The 17,336-nt window shown below is 37.1% G+C and carries 15 protein-coding genes and 2 pseudogenes; 6 read left to right on the top strand and 11 right to left on the bottom strand.

Features of this window, described 5'->3' with window-relative positions:
* The first annotated feature begins 112 nt into the window (after positions 1–112).
* Positions 113–1,285, top strand: a complete 1,173-nt coding sequence (locus DET49_RS04515) for an IS1182 family transposase (RefSeq protein WP_262707968.1) — start codon at positions 113–115, stop codon at positions 1,283–1,285.
* Positions 1,286–1,436: 151 nt separating this feature from the next.
* Here DET49_RS04515 and DET49_RS18660 read toward each other — a convergent pair.
* Both DET49_RS18660 and DET49_RS18815 read right to left on the bottom strand, forming a co-directional pair.
* Positions 1,437–1,924 (bottom strand): annotated as a pseudogene (locus DET49_RS18660) (IS982 family transposase).
* 28 nt (positions 1,925–1,952) lie between these two features.
* Entirely contained in the window at positions 1,953–2,237 is a 285-nt protein-coding gene (locus DET49_RS18815) for a transposase (protein WP_262707966.1), read from the bottom strand.
* A 748-nt stretch (positions 2,238–2,985) separates the two neighbouring features.
* On the opposite strand from DET49_RS18815, the gene DET49_RS04505 reads away from it, so the two are divergent.
* The 4 genes and pseudogenes from DET49_RS04505 to rlmB all read left to right on the top strand — a co-directional run bounded on the left by DET49_RS04505 (position 2,986) and on the right by rlmB (position 7,031).
* Entirely contained in the window at positions 2,986–3,339 is a 354-nt protein-coding gene (locus DET49_RS04505) for a transposase (RefSeq protein ID WP_133546902.1), read from the top strand.
* A gap of 19 nt (positions 3,340–3,358) precedes the next feature.
* A pseudogene (locus DET49_RS04500) lies at positions 3,359–4,309 on the top strand (ISL3 family transposase); the annotation flags it as partial.
* 91 nt (positions 4,310–4,400) lie between these two features.
* A complete protein-coding gene (locus tag DET49_RS04495) occupies positions 4,401–5,477 on the top strand; it encodes a M57 family metalloprotease (protein WP_133546901.1) in 1,077 nt (358 codons plus the stop codon).
* An 801-nt stretch (positions 5,478–6,278) separates the two neighbouring features.
* Entirely contained in the window at positions 6,279–7,031 is a 753-nt protein-coding gene (gene rlmB / locus DET49_RS04490) for a 23S rRNA (guanosine(2251)-2'-O)-methyltransferase RlmB (RefSeq protein WP_133546900.1), read from the top strand.
* A gap of 10 nt (positions 7,032–7,041) precedes the next feature.
* Here rlmB and DET49_RS04485 read toward each other — a convergent pair whose 3' ends face one another.
* Positions 7,042–7,833 carry a rhomboid family intramembrane serine protease gene (locus DET49_RS04485; protein ID WP_133546899.1) on the bottom strand — a complete coding sequence of 264 codons (792 nt, stop codon included), beginning with the start codon at positions 7,831–7,833 and terminating at the stop codon, positions 7,042–7,044.
* An 85-nt stretch (positions 7,834–7,918) separates the two neighbouring features.
* On the opposite strand from DET49_RS04485, the gene DET49_RS04480 reads away from it, so the two are divergent.
* Complete coding sequence (locus DET49_RS04480) at positions 7,919–9,193, top strand: replication-associated recombination protein A (protein ID WP_133546898.1); 1,275 nt, start codon at positions 7,919–7,921, stop codon at positions 9,191–9,193.
* Here the strand turns inward: DET49_RS04480 and DET49_RS04475 are convergent.
* From DET49_RS04475 to DET49_RS04440, 8 genes are all read right to left on the bottom strand, one after another.
* Positions 9,187–10,023 (bottom strand): hypothetical protein, encoded by an 837-nt coding sequence (locus tag DET49_RS04475; RefSeq protein ID WP_133546897.1) that lies wholly within the window; start codon positions 10,021–10,023, stop codon positions 9,187–9,189. The genes DET49_RS04480 and DET49_RS04475 overlap by 7 nt on opposite strands.
* A gap of 88 nt (positions 10,024–10,111) precedes the next feature.
* The gene (locus DET49_RS04470) at positions 10,112–11,524 is read right to left on the bottom strand and encodes a DUF5723 family protein (RefSeq protein WP_133546896.1); all 1,413 of its coding nucleotides are present in this window, start codon (positions 11,522–11,524) and stop codon (positions 10,112–10,114) included.
* A gap of 2 nt (positions 11,525–11,526) precedes the next feature.
* A complete protein-coding gene (locus DET49_RS04465) occupies positions 11,527–12,081 on the bottom strand; it encodes a hypothetical protein (RefSeq protein ID WP_133546895.1) in 555 nt (184 codons plus the stop codon).
* Between the two features lie 47 nt (positions 12,082–12,128).
* The gene (locus DET49_RS04460; protein ID WP_133546894.1) at positions 12,129–12,818 is read right to left on the bottom strand and encodes a YjjG family noncanonical pyrimidine nucleotidase; all 690 of its coding nucleotides are present in this window, start codon (positions 12,816–12,818) and stop codon (positions 12,129–12,131) included.
* A complete protein-coding gene (locus DET49_RS04455) occupies positions 12,805–14,094 on the bottom strand; it encodes a DUF7033 domain-containing protein (protein ID WP_133546893.1) in 1,290 nt (429 codons plus the stop codon). Before DET49_RS04455 ends, DET49_RS04460 begins: the two co-directional genes overlap by 14 nt.
* 9 nt (positions 14,095–14,103) lie before the next feature.
* On the bottom strand, positions 14,104–14,805 hold the full coding sequence (gene radC / locus DET49_RS04450) for a RadC family protein (RefSeq protein ID WP_133546892.1): 702 nt from the start codon (positions 14,803–14,805) through the stop codon (positions 14,104–14,106).
* Between the two features lie 65 nt (positions 14,806–14,870).
* A complete protein-coding gene (locus tag DET49_RS04445; RefSeq protein WP_133546891.1) occupies positions 14,871–16,223 on the bottom strand; it encodes a UDP-N-acetylmuramate--L-alanine ligase in 1,353 nt (450 codons plus the stop codon).
* Positions 16,224–16,311: 88 nt separating this feature from the next.
* A complete protein-coding gene (locus DET49_RS04440) occupies positions 16,312–17,190 on the bottom strand; it encodes a tetratricopeptide repeat protein (protein ID WP_133546890.1) in 879 nt (292 codons plus the stop codon).
* Positions 17,191–17,336 lie beyond the last annotated feature (146 nt).

Here is a 17,336-nt window from a genome sequence, read left to right as displayed (position 1 = left end):
AGAAAAATGGTCAAAACTTAACCAGATTCAAGAGAAAACTAAAATGGCTCTAAAAAATTACTACTGCTAAACTACTCATGAATAGTCCGGGTTAAAAGGGAAGTTTAAAAATATTTTCAATCAGGTGGTTCTTTTATTAGCTGACCAGGGCGTATTATCTTTAAAGAACCTCTTTGTGGATGGCACCAAGATAGAGGCCAATGCCAATCGTTTTACTTTTGTATGGGGTAAATCCATCAAGAATAGTAAAGAGCGCATAAGGAAGCAACTTCGGGAACTATGGTCTTATGTAGAGAAGGTCTATGACCAGGAACAACTACTTCCAAATGAGCCTGATTTTGAGGCTATCGATCCGGCTGAAGTAGCCAAAACCATTTATACCATTAATGAGGCATTAAAAGATAAGGAGATCGACAAAAAGGTAAAACAAAAGCTCAACTATGCCAAGAAGAACTGGCCCGGGAACCTAAAGAAATACCAGAAGCAGGAAGCAATTCTGGGCAAGCGTAACAGCTATAGCAAAACAGATCCCGATGCCACTTTTATGCAAATGAAAGATGATTACATGCAAAATGGGCAGTTAAAACCCGGGTATAACTTTCAGGCCTCCACCAATAACCAGTTCATCACCAACTACACTTTAGCCCAAACCACCGCAGACACCACTACTCTAAAAGACCATCTGCAAGAACATATAAATTCCTACGATCAAACACCTCAAAGCCTTACTGCAGTTGCCGGCTATGGCAGTAAAAAGAATTATACCGATTTAGAAGAAAAGGAAATCACTGCTTATGTGAAATATAACTACTTCCATAAGGAGCAACGCGATAAAAAGCATCGGGAAAACCCATTCCATCCGGACAACCTATTCTATAATAAAGAAACCGATACGTATTACTGCCCGATGGGTCAGGCGATGAAGAAAGTAAAGCGTTATGAGAGTGAAACAACTACCGGTTTTAAGCAACAGATCCATCGTTACCAGGCCGCCAACTGCCAGGGGTGTCCCTTGCGGGGCAGCTGCCATAAAGCCAAAGGAAACAGAATCATTGAACGCAATCACAACCTGATTCGTCTCAAGAAAAAAGCCAGGAACCTATTATTAAGTGAGGAGGGAATAACACATCGCAAAAGAAGATGCTGGGATGTAGAAGCAGTCATTGGAAATAACAAGCAAAATATGGGCTTTAAGCGATTTATGCTCCGAGGAATGGATAAAGTAACTACTGGAATAGGCCTAATAGCAATGGCACACAACTTAAAGAAGTTCAGTATAGCCTAGGCCAGGGGATCTCTCTCTTTCATTTTTTATCACAAAGAAAATTTACAAAAAGAAAAAGTGTTTTTGTTCACAAAAAAATTATCAAAAAAAAAGGCCATCTAAATACTTTTTAGACGACTTCATTTGCAACATACTTACTAGAAACCTGAGTTCAACCTAAGGATTTAATAAAACAGTGCAATTTGATTGGTTGTTTGTGTTTCAAATTTAATCGCTGGTTTTTTTTCCTGGAAAGAATAGCAGAATAAGCAATAAGATTCACTACAAGATTGGTAATAAAATTCCCAAAGCTTCTATGCCTTGAATGTTCAGCCTGGCAGATATTTTTAAGCTGATCGTTGATGGTTTCTATAACTGACCTCTTTAGTAACAAGATTTTATTTAGCATGGTCATCAGTACATTCTTCATATTATTTCTTATTCCTGTCACCAAATGTAGTCCCTGATCGAATAGTAGCGCAGTGAGTTCCTTTGAGAGGTACCCTTTATCAGAATATAAGCTACCAAAAATATTCTTTAGAAAATTGTCTTGTTCTATCGGTGTTCGGTCACAACATTGACTTGGTAGATAATAAAATCAAGTAATTCCCCTTTATCATTTACCACTATATGTAGCTTAAATCCATAAAACCATCCCATCGTGGATTTGCCAGTGGTAGCAATATCTTTAAATACTTTTATTATTCTTTATCCGCTTATTTTCACAAACTCGTATGGGAGTAGAATCTACGAATGAAATTCCGGTACATTCTCCAAGACAGCAAGTTTTCATATAAAGGGTCAGTGGAAGCATATTGGCCTGCATCAGTTCTACAAAGCGGTTATATGAAACTGTCTGGGGAAATTCTTTTTGTAAATGTTCCTGAACATAATATAAATAGAAGTGTTTAAAGCTGCGATGACCACTCAGGTGAAACAGCACAGTGATGGTTAATATTTCACTGGTAGACATCCTAAAAGATCGATTTCGTTTGTTTCCTCCCCTGGTAAGTGTTCTTTGTTTTAGTGCAGGTTCAAAAACTTTACAAAAGTCATCGAAAGAACAGAAAATTTCAGTAATTTTATAAATAGTAATCCTAAGCAGAAATTAGGTTAATATTTTGGTTTTCATATACTTAAATACAACCATATGTCTGCTTTTTTCATGCTAAAAAACTACTTTTCTTACGTCGAACTCAGGTTAGATGGATATTTAATAAATTTTAAGTTAATATACAAATGTAAATATGGCTTATAATTCGGTGTATTCTGAAAAATAAATAATCTCTAAATAAAGAGAGGATTGAAACCAACATAGGTTATGAAATCAATTATCTATTTTGATAATTCAAGGTTGAACTAACATAGCATTTTATCAAAATCAAATTCCTAGTCAATTAAAACTTCAGAAATTTTGTGTATTATGCAATCTTGTAATTTGATGGCAGAGCCTGAAGATTTTCGAGAAGGAATTAGCTCTCTGAACATCGGAACCAACTGGTCTCTAAAAACAGACTTCGGTGAAAACACCTCAGAATGTCTTTAAAACTTCTCTATTTACCAGCATAACATTTATAATCGGGGATAAACTAATAATTAATAATAAAAATCATATTGAATTTAATGAAGTTTTAATAGACTCGATTGTTCATGGATCATTCTCAAAAGTTGTGTGTGAATTGAAATAATAGTTTGATTTTTGTTTTCTAAAACAGGAAGCATTGGATCCATATATAGACCTACTCAAGATATTATTACCAGAATTATTAATCACCCATTTTGATCTTACCGGACATCAATCAGAGGGAGATCTACTACACCTGCATTTTGAAGAGAAGCCGGATATTCCTAAAGAGTTTTCTTCAAACCAGGTCATAGCACACGGGTTCCATAAGGAAATAACAATTCAGGATTTTCCTGTACGTGGAAAAAAGGTATTCCTGCATATAAAACGCCGTCGCTGGCTGGATAAACAGAACAAAAAAGTTATGCAGCGTGACTGGAACTTAGTAGCACAGGGAACCCGAATGACCGTCGAGTTTGCTGCTTTTTTAAAAGTACTTAGTCAGTACTAAAGCCTCTGACTGTCATACCATCGGTGCATTTTACGGGGTAAACGGAAAGAAGCTCCAGCGCCAGTATAAAGATTATTTAAGCGATTTTAAAGAGTGGGATCAAAAATCCCATTCCAAAGAATGGCTCATCTTCCCTAAGAACATCAGCTCAAAGCTCTCTATAGATGAGACTGCACTCTCCAAAGGGGAACTTTACACCATTATTACCAATAAAAAAGCTAAGGGTAAAAAGGGCAGTATCGTAGCTATTTTCTCGGGAACCAAGGTAGAACCCATTATAGAACAACTGCTTAAAATACCCGCTTCAAAACGAGCACGAGTCAAGGAGATCACCCTAGATATGGCCAATTCCATGAAAACCATTGCCAGGAAATGCTTCCCTAAGGCCGTACAGGTTACCGACCGTTTCCATGTGCAAAAACTTGCCTTTGAAGCCCTGCAGGATATTAGGATCAAGCATCGATGGGAAGCTATAGATCTGGAGAACGAACAAATCAAACAAGCCAGGTTAAAACAGAAAAGTTTTAGTCCAGAAATCTTTGCAAATGGGGATACCAGAAAACAATTATTAGCGCGTAGCCGGTACCTGCTCTATAAAGCACCTTCAAATTGGACAGAGAACCAGCAGGAACGCAGCAAAATACTCTTCGAGCAATACCCGGATATAAAGTTGGCCTTTAAGCTTACACAAAGACTTAGAAATATATTTAACCATGCTAAATCAAAAGAAGGGGCTTACACAAAACTAGCTCACTGGTACAAGGATGTGGAGGATACGGGGTTTAAGGCTTTTAATACCATAGCTAACACCATTACTCTTAACTATAGGTCTATTCTCAATTACTTTATCAATAGAAGTACCAACGCTTCAGCAGAATCTTTTAATGCAAAGATAAAAGCGTTTAGGGCTCAGTTTAGAGGAGTGAAAAATGTTGAATTCTTTCTATATAGATTAACCACAATTTTTGCCTTAACACAACAATTGCGCTTGATCCTTGTTCATTTCATCGATTATTTTTGTCTTTCATCCATTTTTTATATATTTATTAAAATTATATCTTATGAAAAAATTATTACAACTTATCATTATTCTGACTTTCTTAGCTTGTAGCCAAGACCAAGTTGATACCACTAATGAATCCATCTCAAAAGAAATCAAGAATCAAGAACATCCTTTATTTAAGGAACTTTTAAAATATGGTTTTAATAAAAAAAGCATAAGAGAATTCGAGAATTATTTTATAGTAGAGGAGGATATAATTTTCTTAAAAAAGAATGAATATTTCGACCCAAATGATAATGTAGTAAAACAAAGGCGTACAGAATACTTAACCACCTTAACATCTATAAATATCTTCATTGATGAGGGAATGGATTCTAATTGGGAAAATGCAGTAGAGGAAGCTATCACAAGATGGAACAATGTTGAAACCAATTTAATTTTAAATAGAGTCATCAATTCCTCAGACGCCCATGTTACAATAATTTATGATTTTGATGATGGCCGTGAACTAGGTTTGAATACATTCGGTAGTGCATTACCACCCACAGTAAATGGCTTGCCAGGTAATAAAATATGGATTAATCCAAACTTTAGTCCATTTTCGGCATCTTGTGACAACCCTCAGCCAGTAACTCAGGCTATGAGAATTTCCAATGTACAACACGAAATTGGACACACTGTAGGTCTGCATCATACAAATATCACTGGCGATGATTCCGTTTTGATTCCTGGAACAAATGAAAGTGACCCTTTATCAATCATGAATGAGGGTATAGCTTGTACATTAGACTGGTCATTTAGCCCTGGTGATATAACCGCCTTAGAAATTTTGTTTCCTCTACCTCAAACGTATGTTTACATCTCAGGTCCTTCATCCGGGAATAATAGCGGCTCCTATACTTGGACAGCCAACGTTCAAAATGCTCCTACACCAACTACCTTTAATTGGAAATATAGTTATGATGGCGAAAATTATGTAAATTCCTTTAATTCAACAGAATCTATTACTAGTAATTTACCTTTAAATAAAGATCTATATTTGAAAGTCACTGTTAGTATTAATGGGGTTAATTATTCAGCCACTTATTTTGTTCGAAATAGTGACGGCGGGATTAAACCTCCAAGAGAAGTTTGATCTTTACTTACTTATTTAGGAGGCAGTCAAAGACGACAGCCTCCTAATTTTTATATATAATCGGATAACATTTCTCGTCAATTACAGTTTACAATAGTTAATCTCTGATTTGGAAATAGTGATTTCATGGATTTCCGTTGTCCTCCCTTTTTATTTCTTATTCCATCTTTATCTAGCGATGTTTTCTAACCAGCTTGGAGGTTTTGATTAATCCTTTTGTATCCGGCAAAATTCATTATTTTTCGCATTCAACCTTTAGTATAATAACCATTGATTATTTACTTTTAAATTTGGTTCTTCCCGAAAAATGTTGATCCACTTTTAAATTTATGTCCGTTGACTTTTCACAACAATTATCAATAAGATCTTACTTACCAAAATTCCTTCTAGGAAATCAAACAACAGCGTAATTTAATTATTTGTTCCATCAAATTAGACTTCTAAATACCTTTTTGAAAATAATAGGTTAAAAGAAAAGAATGGTAATTAAATTCCCATAGCTGCTGTGTTTAGAGTGTCCCTGCTAGGATAATATTTTTTAGTTTTCGAATAATTGTACTATAACTGATATCTATCGAAAAAAGATTTAATCTCGCTTGACCATCAGTAAATTCTTCATAATTTTTATTTATTTGGATATAAATGTTTTTGAAAAATAAATTTAAGCCCGAAAAAGAACTTTCGTTGTCCCATGGTTATGATGCGAGGTGTAGGAAGCATATAAAAATCTATTAAAATTATATTTAGACAATCTATTTATAGAAATCTTAAATTTTTAAAAACAAAACCTACCTTTGCGCTATGGAAGAAACTACACGTATTTTTGGAATCAGAGCTGTTATCGAAGCTATCCAGGGTGGAAAGAGTATAGATAAGGTATATATACAAAAAGGCCTTGCAGGACCTCTTTTCCAGGAATTAAACCATTTGGTACAAAAAGGGGATTACAATATTTCTTTTGTTCCTGTTGAAAAACTCAATAAACTTTCCAAAGGAAACCACCAGGGTGTTGTAGCTACAATTTCACCAATTAAATTTGGCAACCTTGATGAAACAATAGAGAAGATCCTTACAGAAAAAGCTAATCCACTCTTCCTTTTACTGGATCAGATCACCGATGTTCGAAACTTTGGAGCTATCATTCGAACTGCGGAATGTACCGGAGTCGATGCCATAATTATTCCAGAAAAAGGAGGGGCCCCAATCAATGCGGATACTGTTAAAACTTCGGCCGGCGGAGTTTTCAATCTTCCCATTGTCAAAGTAAATCACATAAAAGATGCTGTTTTTTATTTACAGTCTTCCGGGGTACAAATTGTAGCGGCCACCGAAAAAACAGATGACAACATCTATGATGTTGAATTCGATAAGCCTTCTGCCATTATAATGGGAAATGAGGCCAAAGGAGTTTCCAATTCAGTTCTGAAAAGCGTAGATAAAAAAGCAAAACTCCCTATGTTTGGCAAGATTGAATCATTAAATGTTTCAGTAGCCTGCGGAGTGTTTTTATATGAAGCCATAAGACAAAGAAGTCTACAATCTGAAAAAAAATAAATTTAGCAGTTTACTTTTTTCGATCTTTTGACTCTTTATAGATATACCTATAAGTGATATTAGTCTGTTCTTCCTCATTTAAAGGGTTCTGCTCAGAAAAAGAAGACTGCAGATCTTCTTCCTCTTCCTTTATTTCAAAACGTCTTTCGATGAAATTTCCATCTTCATCAAAATGCTGCATAAATAAATCTTCCTCCACTTTATATTCAGGTTTCTCCCATTCATATTTTGGGGCAGGAATACTATTTTTTCTATAGATCAAAGACAAAACGAAACCGGAAATTAAACCAGACAAATGACCTTCCCAGGAAATTTCGGGATCAATTGGAGTTACATACCAGAGCATTCCGCCATATAAAAAGACAACGATCAGTGAGAGCGCTACCAGGCGATAGTATTTGGAGAAAATACCTTTAAAGAATAAAAAAGCAGCAAGCATATAAATAATTCCACTGGCCCCAATATGGTTTGCCGGCCGGCCTATACTCCATGTTAAAATTCCGGTAAGCACCAAACCAATTAGAAGCACCTGCCAGCTAATCTTTCGGTAGAAATAGAAAAGGGCCATCGAAAGGACAAAGAGTGGTATTGTATTGTTAAAAAGGTGTTTTATATCCCCATGGATGAATGGTGAAAATATAATCCCCCGTAAACCTTTTACCTCCCCCGGGCGCACCCCAAAATCATTAAAACTTATTCCAAAACGAATCTCAAACCAGAATACTATCCATATAAGCAGCACAAAAAGGATGGGATAGCCCAAAACACCAGTAGTAAACACAAATGGACTCGACTGTTTCAAAAGATTTTGTTTTATTTAATATTACAAAAAAGAATCCATTTGTTAATAGATGACAAAGTGTTATCCAAATTACTAATTTTGTCAGATGAGCAAACCCTTAGCAGAAAGATTACGACCACAAACTTTAGATGATTATTTAAGTCAGCAACATCTTATTGGGCCAAAAGGAGCCTTGAGGCAACAACTAAAACAAGGGATCATACCTTCCATAATATTCTGGGGACCTCCGGGAGTTGGAAAAACCACTTTAGCCAATATTATCGCTACAACTTCAAACAGGCCATTTTATACTCTTAGCGCGATCAGCAGCGGTGTTAAGGATGTTAGGGAAGTGATTGAAAAAGCTAAAAAAAGTGATGGCTTATTTACCACTAAAAATCCGATTTTATTCATTGATGAAATTCATCGGTTTAGTAAATCGCAGCAGGATTCCCTGTTAGGAGCCGTAGAAAAAGGCTGGGTCACCCTAATTGGCGCTACTACCGAAAATCCCAGTTTTGAGGTGATCTCTGCACTATTATCCCGTTGCCAGGTATATATTCTTAATCCTTTTAGCAAAGAAGATCTGGTGGCGCTTCTGGAAAGAGCAATGCGGGAGGATAAAATCATAGCTTCAAAACAAATAACATTAAAGGAAACTGAAGCCCTACTCAGGTTAAGTGGAGGGGATGCCCGAAAATTGCTGAACATTTTTGAGCTATTAGTCACATCCTCTGAAGGAAATATCGAAATCACCAATGAGCTTGTCTTTAACAGGGTGCAGCAAAATACAGTCCTATATGACAAAACCGGGGAACAGCATTACGATATAATTTCAGCTTTCATAAAATCTATTCGGGGTAGTGATCCCAACGCTGCAGTTTACTGGCTTGCAAGAATGATTGAAGGAGGTGAAGATGTGAAATTCATAGCCAGGAGATTATTAATCCTGGCTAGTGAAGACATTGGAAATGCTAATCCGACTGCCCTGGTAATCGCAAATAGCACTTTCCAGGCCGTAACTACCATTGGCTACCCAGAAGCCCGAATTGTACTTAGCCAGTGTGTCACCTACCTGGCAACTTCCCCAAAAAGCAACGCGGCCTATATGGCAATTAACCAGGCCCAGAGTGCGGTGAAGAAAACCGGAAATTTATCGGTTCCGTTATCTATTCGAAACGCCCCTACGAAATTAATGAAAGATATCGGCTACGGGAAAGATTACAAATACGCCCATAACCACGAAAATAATTTTGTCGAAGCTGAATTTCTACCCGAGGAAATAAAAAGCACAAAATTTTATGATCCCGGCAATAATCCACGGGAAAATGCGCAACGGGAATTTCTAAAAAAACGATGGAAAACCAAATACAATTATTGATTGGCACGAGCTATATAAACCAGCCTCACTGGTTTATTTGTCGCATCTAAATATTCAACTACCAAATTTCCTTCCTGATCAAAATAGGCGATGCCCTGATGCGTAAGGGATTTATAGATGAAACTGTCTTTATCCCCAGATTTTGCCAACACCGCAAAGGGTTCCTCGGAATTTTGCTGAAAAAAAGAATAGCCCGATTCAGATTTTTCCAGAAAATAGGTGATACCTTCTTTTTCAAAATCCAATTCTTTTGCCGAAGTCTTAACGACCATAGGCTTCCCAGCAGGGACCTCAGTCTCAGCAGCTGTCGCTTTTCTAACCTGGGAGGCTTCAACCGCTTGAGTTTTGGGCCTGGTTTGGGCCAATTCAGTATTCATTTCTGGTGAAGTTCCCCTTGTCCCAGGTTCATATTGGTAATTTAAATCCTGAATATCACTAAAAGCATTCCGCAGAGCCTCGTGATAAGCCTCTTTAAAATCCTTTAACCTACTTCTCCCCTCTTTGGTTTGGAAAACAATATTCCCGCTGCAATCTTCAAGTTGGACCACCAATTTGGTGACAAACAAACCAGAATTATCTTTTACACTGGTAGTAAGACCTAAACAAGGCTTGCCCTGAAGATCAAGTGGTTTTAATTCCCGTCTCATCAGGGTTTCAAACCCGAACTTTTCAAACAGGAATTTAGTGAGTGCATTTAATTGATATTGGTTTTCTTCCTTAGAGAAATCAAACTCCTCAGGAACGATTACATATTTATATTCATTTAATTCCTGGGCACAGACATTGAAGGTTCCCGAAATCATAAATAGTATAAAAAGTATTTTTCTCATGTATCGATATTTTAGCAAAAATTGAAAAATCAAGTTTAATCCTTCCTCAGGAAAATGCCTGAGTTAAACCCTAACCTACTGGTTCTGATTAATTGTTATTATCGTTAAAAACCAACTGCATCCCTAACTGAATTGAAGCGCTATGGGCTTTGGCCAGGTTAGGGTAAGCCAGTAGATTATTGACTGCAAGATATACATTAAAATTATTAAAAGTTCTGGTATACATCAAACCAATATTCGTTAAAGAATAATCGTCTAGAGAATAGGAAAGTTTAAATCGTTGGTTTTCATCAATTTTTCTGTCCCAGTAGGAGGTAAAGGTATATACAAAGCCTTTGGGTCTTTTTACTCCACTGAGTTGCATTCCGAGTAAATTCATATACCTTACTTTTTTTTCACTCAGGTAGTGGCAGGGCAGATATGCCGGTCCGAAGCCATATTCCATAGCGAAATTTGCCTTTACAGGTCGCCAGGTAGTATAAGATTCGCTTGTGGTTCTGTCTCTGAGGTTTCTGTCTACCTCGTCTTCAAAAATATCCCAATAAGGAATAGCCTGATCATTCTCATCTAAATCTGGAAAAAGAGGTTCTATACCACTGGTTTCATAAGATCCAAAATAACGGTAATTCTCTACTTCCTTACGTTGAAAAACGACCCCAAGATCCTGCACAGAACCAGAAAGTATAAATTGTTCATCAAGAATATAGGAAAGTCCAAGATCCAACCCGAACCCCACGTTACCACCAAAAAAAGACCTACTTAATAATTCAGCTGTTGCTTGTTCTACGGTCATGTTCGCTTCTTTCTTCAAGGGTGCAAAACCGGAAGTATTCACTAAAACATTAAGGTCCACCACCTCGTGATTATATACATTTCTACCCTCAGGGGTGGTATAAGTGGTAAATCTTCCCGTATTCCCGGTACTTTCCACATTAAATACCCCGGAATAAAGCTTCGCCCTTGCTCCTACTGTAAGCCTTTTATCAAATTTATGATTAATTCCTAAATGATAAACCGTCACAATCTCCCCGGTAAAGGAAACATCATCGAAATAAAAAGGTTCATTTAAATAATTGCTATTGCCCTCGTTGACAAGTATAGCAGGATCCTTGGGAAAATAAGCGAATAGATCCATTTCCTGGTAAATGCCGGTAGATAGGTAGTTTCGCCTATCGAGTTTCCAGCCTAAAGAAATAACTTCCAATTGCTGGTTCACCGAAAAATAATCCCTGGAATCCATACTTCGCATAGTTTCCTGAATTCGGTCATTTATATCGCCAGAGTCCTCTGCAAAAATATCATAGAGATTGGCGCCGGTGGAACCTGCTGAAATATGGATCTGAGAAAAAAATGGAATTCCGATATGGCCTGTGAAATTAATTTGAGCCCCGGGATTGCTCATTAAGGTTTGAGGAAGATCATCTACATTAAATAGCAAGGGTTTGTTTTGAGCTACTACCGTACTGCATAGAATCAGGAAAAGGTATAAAAGCCGCCACATCTTTAAAATTTAAATGTAAAGAGACCTTTCGAAGCAAAATCCAATTCTCCCTGGAATGCTGTTGCTCCCGGCTGGACCTCTAATTCCACTACCATTTTTATACTTCTGCGTACTAAATCTATACGCTCTTCTTCTATTAGTTCATAACGCTCCGTAGTTACGGGTTTACCTTCTGCACCTGGTTTTATGGTATAGTTTACAGCGAACTGCTCTGAATTCTCATTAGACAGGAACCTGATTTTACTTTCAATCTCGCGGGGAAAGGTATTGATATGCCTAAAATAAAATTCTACTGAAGTAAGATCTTTCTGAATATAATCATCATCAAGAAACGCTAGACGTACCGTATCGCTTATCCTGGTTTTAAGGTCTCCGGTTTCGGGATCCATGAACTTAGACTGATCGATGTTGTATATAAGTAAATCGATTTGGACCTGGGGACCAAGCATGATATCTTCTCGCTGCTCTAGGTCCACGTCCTTCACACAAGCACACAACGAAACACTGATAGCCAAAAGGCTAATGATTTTGGTAAGAAAAGTTGAGAAAAACTTCATTAGCTACCAGCTTAGGTTGTACTAACGAAATTAACAAAAGATTATTATTACAGGTAAGCCTTTAGTTCATTTAACGTTTTTATGTGTATTATATCGATGTTTTCCCTGTTCCCGTAATAATCAAAGAAAATTGGTCTCATTCCACAATTTTCGGCCCCCGTGCAATCGGCCTCAAAATTATCACCAATCATAATGCTATTTTCAGGCCTGGCCGAAGATTTTTTAAGCACAACTTCAAAAATTTGTTTGTGAGGCTTTTTAACCCCGGCCTCTTCTGAAGTGGTTACCGTGGTAAAATATTTATCAATTCCGGAATTTAAAAGCTTTTTATGCTGCACCTCCCCAAACCCATTGGTAATGATATGCAGGAGATAATTCTGCTGAAGATATTCAAGCACCTCTTCACTTCCATCCAAAAGGTGATTGTGGTCCGGAAGGTATTCTATATAATCTACAGCTATTTTATCGATTAAATCGCTATCGGCTTCGAATTTTAATAGCTCAAAACTATCTTTCAATCTTCCGTATCGCAGTGCTTCCTTGGTAACTTCATCATTTCTGTAACGTTCCCAGTAGTTAAAATTCACCGGCATATAAACTTCAAGAAAACTATCTACTTCAAGAGGAATATTTCTAAACTTAAAAACCCGCTCAAAGGCCAGGGCTGAATTTCTATCGAAATCCCACAGGGTATGATCAAGATCGAAGAAAATATGCTCAATATTATTTAATTTCATAAATCTGATTTATTAAGGCATAATATGCCTTAAAGTTGGCATATTCTGAAAAATCCTGGTTCTTGAAAATGGCTTTAAAACTACCATCTACTTTTTTAACTTCATTCAGCATTTTTCCAACATCACTAGTTAATTTTCCAGTATCAGTAGTCTCAACAATATTCGAATTGAATACATATGGATGAATTTTTAAGGCCAAGGTGGATTCCGTATTGATATCATAAAATAAAAAAGGGCTACAGGTACCTGCTCTAAAACCGGCGGTTTCAGGATAACCCATAGAGTAATCATGCGGAATCTCGAGCTCAGTCAAAAAGGTATAAAATTCGGGAATATTCAAATTATACTTCACATTAATCACCCTTTCCAGTGGGGTATGAACGGTGTTTTCCATCCGCAGCTTTTCCTTACGTAAGGTTTTAAAATCATCAAAAGCAAAATATCCCGGAATCAATCCTACTTTAGCATAGTCGGCAACATATTTAATAATCGAGCGATATGGGTTTCGGTTATAATTAATATTGCGATCATATATGGAAAAATCACTTAACTGGAACATAAAAAGCATAGACACCTTATGCTCTTTAATAAAGCCAATAAGATCCTCAAAAATATTAATTGGATCTTTCTTTATCCTCATAAGTACCTGAAGGCGATCTATCACTTTATTGAATTGTAACTTGATGATATCTAGATGCAGGCCAGCCAGACTTCGTAAAAAACCTTTATTTTGAAAATTAAAAACATGTTCTACCGCTATAACAGCCTCGGTATGAAATTCCCTATTGGCTAGCGAAATTTCCGGAAACCTTTCAAGCAAGATCTCTTTAAATTTATAAGCCCAAATATCCACTACTGGAGCATGCAAAAAACCTTCTTGATACCCGACACTTTCTGAAGCCGGAAAACGGCCGAAATCGTCTTTGACATGGGGTAGATATTCCTCATACCTACTTAACAGGAAAAAAGAAGCAGCAAAGATATCAAAAGGCAAAGCGCTGTTTTCGGAGACGGGAAAGAAACAAAAGTTATCCCCCCATGGTTGCACCTTAATGTCTACCTCACCTAATCCCTGCTCAAGTAAAAGGTCTACTTTCTGAAGAAACAATTCGTTTCCCAGCGCCTGTTTTCCATAGGAAAGTTTCATACCTTCGTGGGCGATGAATTCTTCGATTCTTGTGGTAAATTTTATAGAAATCCCCAGAATATTTGTACAGATATGTTTAAATGTATAAACTATTCGCGGAGTGATTTTCTGGGTATAAATTAGTAGCATTTAAACAATTTAAAGTACGCCTTCGTCTGCAAAGCTAAAATATGATTTTTCAGTTACAATAAGATGATCGAGTACTTTAATATCTAAACTCTGGGCAGCTGCTTTAAGCTTTTGTGTGAGTTGTTTATCGGCTTCACTGGGTTTTAATGTTCCTGAAGGATGGTTGTGCGCCAATATTAAAGAGGTTGCCCCAACTTCAAGTGCCTTTCTCAGGGTGATTCGAACATCTACAAGGGTTCCGGTAATTCCGCCTTTACTGAGTTGTAATTGTTCAATAATTTTATTGGAATTATTAAGATAAATAATCCAGAACTCTTCATGTGGAAGTTCACCTATTATAGGTTGCATCAGTTCAAAAACCGATGCGCTGGAAGTGATTTTCACTTTCTCTAATGCCTCTTCCCTTCTTCTTCGCCGACCAAGTTCCAAAGCAGCCACTATACTTATGGCCTTTGCAGGACCTATGCCTTTAAATTCACAAAGTTTTTTTACGGAAAGCTTGCCCAGATCCCCAAGTTTATTCCCTGTGGAAGCTAAAATGCGTTTGCTTAATTGTACAGCAGATTCCTTATAACTGCCCGAACCAATTAAAATAGCGATGAGTTCCGCGTCACTAAGGCTGAATTTACCCTTATGAAGGAGTTTTTCCCTGGGCCGATCATCTGCTGCCCAGGATTTAATTCCAAAACGAATTTGATTTTCCTGCCCCATAGTTTTATAAAGATAAAAAATGATTCTTTATCCTGGTTAAAACTATTTAAAATCAACTGGTTAAATCAAAAAAAAGTTTTCACCTCTTCCAGGTCCAAATTCCCAAAAGTCCCACTGCTCATCAAAAGCAATACGGAATTATTTAAATCCTTCGATCGCAATAAATTACTTAAAACTGAAGTTTCGGAAATTACTTCCAGATCCGGTTTATTAAAGGATAATTGTATATGTTCGGCAGAAATGGCTTGCATTTGTTTTTTTGCGATTGCCTCCGGAGAATAAAAAATGATTGCTTCATCGGCAGCATCCAAGGTGTTTTTATACTGCTTAATAAACTCTGAATTAAGACTGCTATAGGTATGTAATTCCAGACAGGCTATAAGTTTTTTGCTGGGATATTGTTCTTTCACGGCCTGAGTACTGGCTTTGACTTTTGAGGGACTATGCGCAAAATCTTTAAAGATCATCGAGGTCTGATTTTCATAGACCTTTTCCAACCTTCGCCTGGCCCCTTCAAACTCCATCATGGCTTCATAGAAATCATCTTCATCAATTCCCATATGCTGGCAAATCCATTTTGCACCGGCAAGGTTACTCATATTGTGCCTGCCAAATATTTCTAAAGGCATATCCCCTTCCGAAGTTTCTAAAATGGTTTCTCCATTTGATATGTGATATGTGGGGCTGGTATACCCATGCTTTCTTATTTGGTTTTCGGTACGCTCAACAAGTGACTTTAGGGTTTCATCTTCTTCATTATATACGAGGATCCCGCCCTTTACTATAGAATTTATAAAAAACTGGAACTGCTCTACATAGTTTTCAAAAGTTGGAAAAACATTTATATGATCCCAGGAAATACCGCTGAGTAAAGCAATATTAGGCTGGTACAAATGAAATTTTGGTCGAAGATCTAGTACCGAGGCCGGGTATTCGTCCCCTTCAATAAGGATAAAATCATTTTCATCGCTTAAATTAATGGTTTTTTCGATCCCTCCAACCGGCGCCCCAAGCATATAGTCAATCTCCTTTTCGTGATATTGCATCACGTGAAGTATCATAGCCGTAATCGTAGTTTTTCCGTGAGATCCCCCGATGACCACGCGGGTTTTTTCTTTCGAAAGTTCAAAAAGAAATTCAGGATAAGAATATATTTTCAAACCCAATTCCAGAGCTTTCTTTAATTCAGGATTATCTTTCTTAGCGTGCATACCTAAGATAACCGCGTTAAGATCAGTGGTAATTTTTTCAGGAAACCAGCCTAAGGTTTGTGGAAGCAAACCTTGTTTTTTCAGGGCTGATCTGGAAGGTTCGTAGATCGCATCATCGCTTCCTGTGATAGTATTCTTTTTTTTATGAAGAGCAAGGGCCAGACTATGCATAGCACTGCCGCCAATTGCTATAAAATGAAGTTTCATAAGATTTTGTATCGTGCCATTGATTTGGCTGTTTCCAGGTTCTTTAACAGCTTACAAATATAGTTAAGCATTAGGAAAATCCCCTGGCTTACATCTCTAATATTTGTTGTTTCAGTTTTTCAGCCTCCGGAAAAATCAATTTTTCAGTCAATGCTCGATTTATGTGTATTAAAGCTTTATCCTGATTGTTTTTAGAAGCCTGGATTTTAGCAATATAAAAATGCGCCCAAGCAGGAGATTTTAAGTCTTTGTAATTATAATTCGCTATGTAATTCTCTAAGAACCCTATTGCTAGATTTGGCAAAAGCCCTAAAGTAGCCGCTCTTTCTCCCAGTTCATAATTTAAATAATTACGCTCCACCAGACTTTCATCCTTCTGGGCCTCCTCCAGGGCGCTAGTTACCGCGGTTCTCATGGCTTCCATATTTTCTTCGGTTTTATGAATATAAGCCTGAGCCAAATAGGCATCTACTTTATTGATCGAATGAAGCTCTGTAACATACTGCTGAGCCAAATCCTTGTCACCCCCTATAAAAAACGGTAATTGCATGTAAAGCTCAACCAGCGCCCGACGAACCTGCGCGTGATTTTTATCCAATTCCGCAGCTTTGTTCAGATATGATTTAATATCCCCAAGCATTAGAGCCGCTTTTAATTTAGAAATTTCCATAGCTTTCATACCCATAGCACCTCCAAGCTTAAAATTATATGCCGAAGAGTTAGGCTGGTTTTCCACCAGTTTTTCATAATATGCTATTGCTTCATCCCATTTTTTTTGGAAACTGGCGATATCGCCAAGGTATTCTACAGCTTTTAAATTATCCGGATGGGCCTCAAATACCGCTTTAGCGCTCTTTATTTGGTTTTCTTTAAGATACTCTTCTCCCTTTTGAATATCGGATTGAGCGCTAGCAGGCATTGCTACTGTTGTTAGGAATATTGCGATTATTAATAATTTCTTAGTCATCCTATTAATTTTTTCATAAATTTATTGCGAATATCGACAGAAAGCACCAAGTAACGTTTAACCTAAATTGATGCATTCAGTATCAAATGATAAAAATTGTTAAAGTAGTGCTTAGTTTAACTCACAATCTTAAAAATTATTTTAAT

Source organism: Salegentibacter sp. 24 (genome assembly GCF_004362395.1).
Classification (GTDB): domain Bacteria; phylum Bacteroidota; class Bacteroidia; order Flavobacteriales; family Flavobacteriaceae; genus Salegentibacter.
This window is presented reverse-complemented; position numbering and strand designations above follow the sequence as displayed.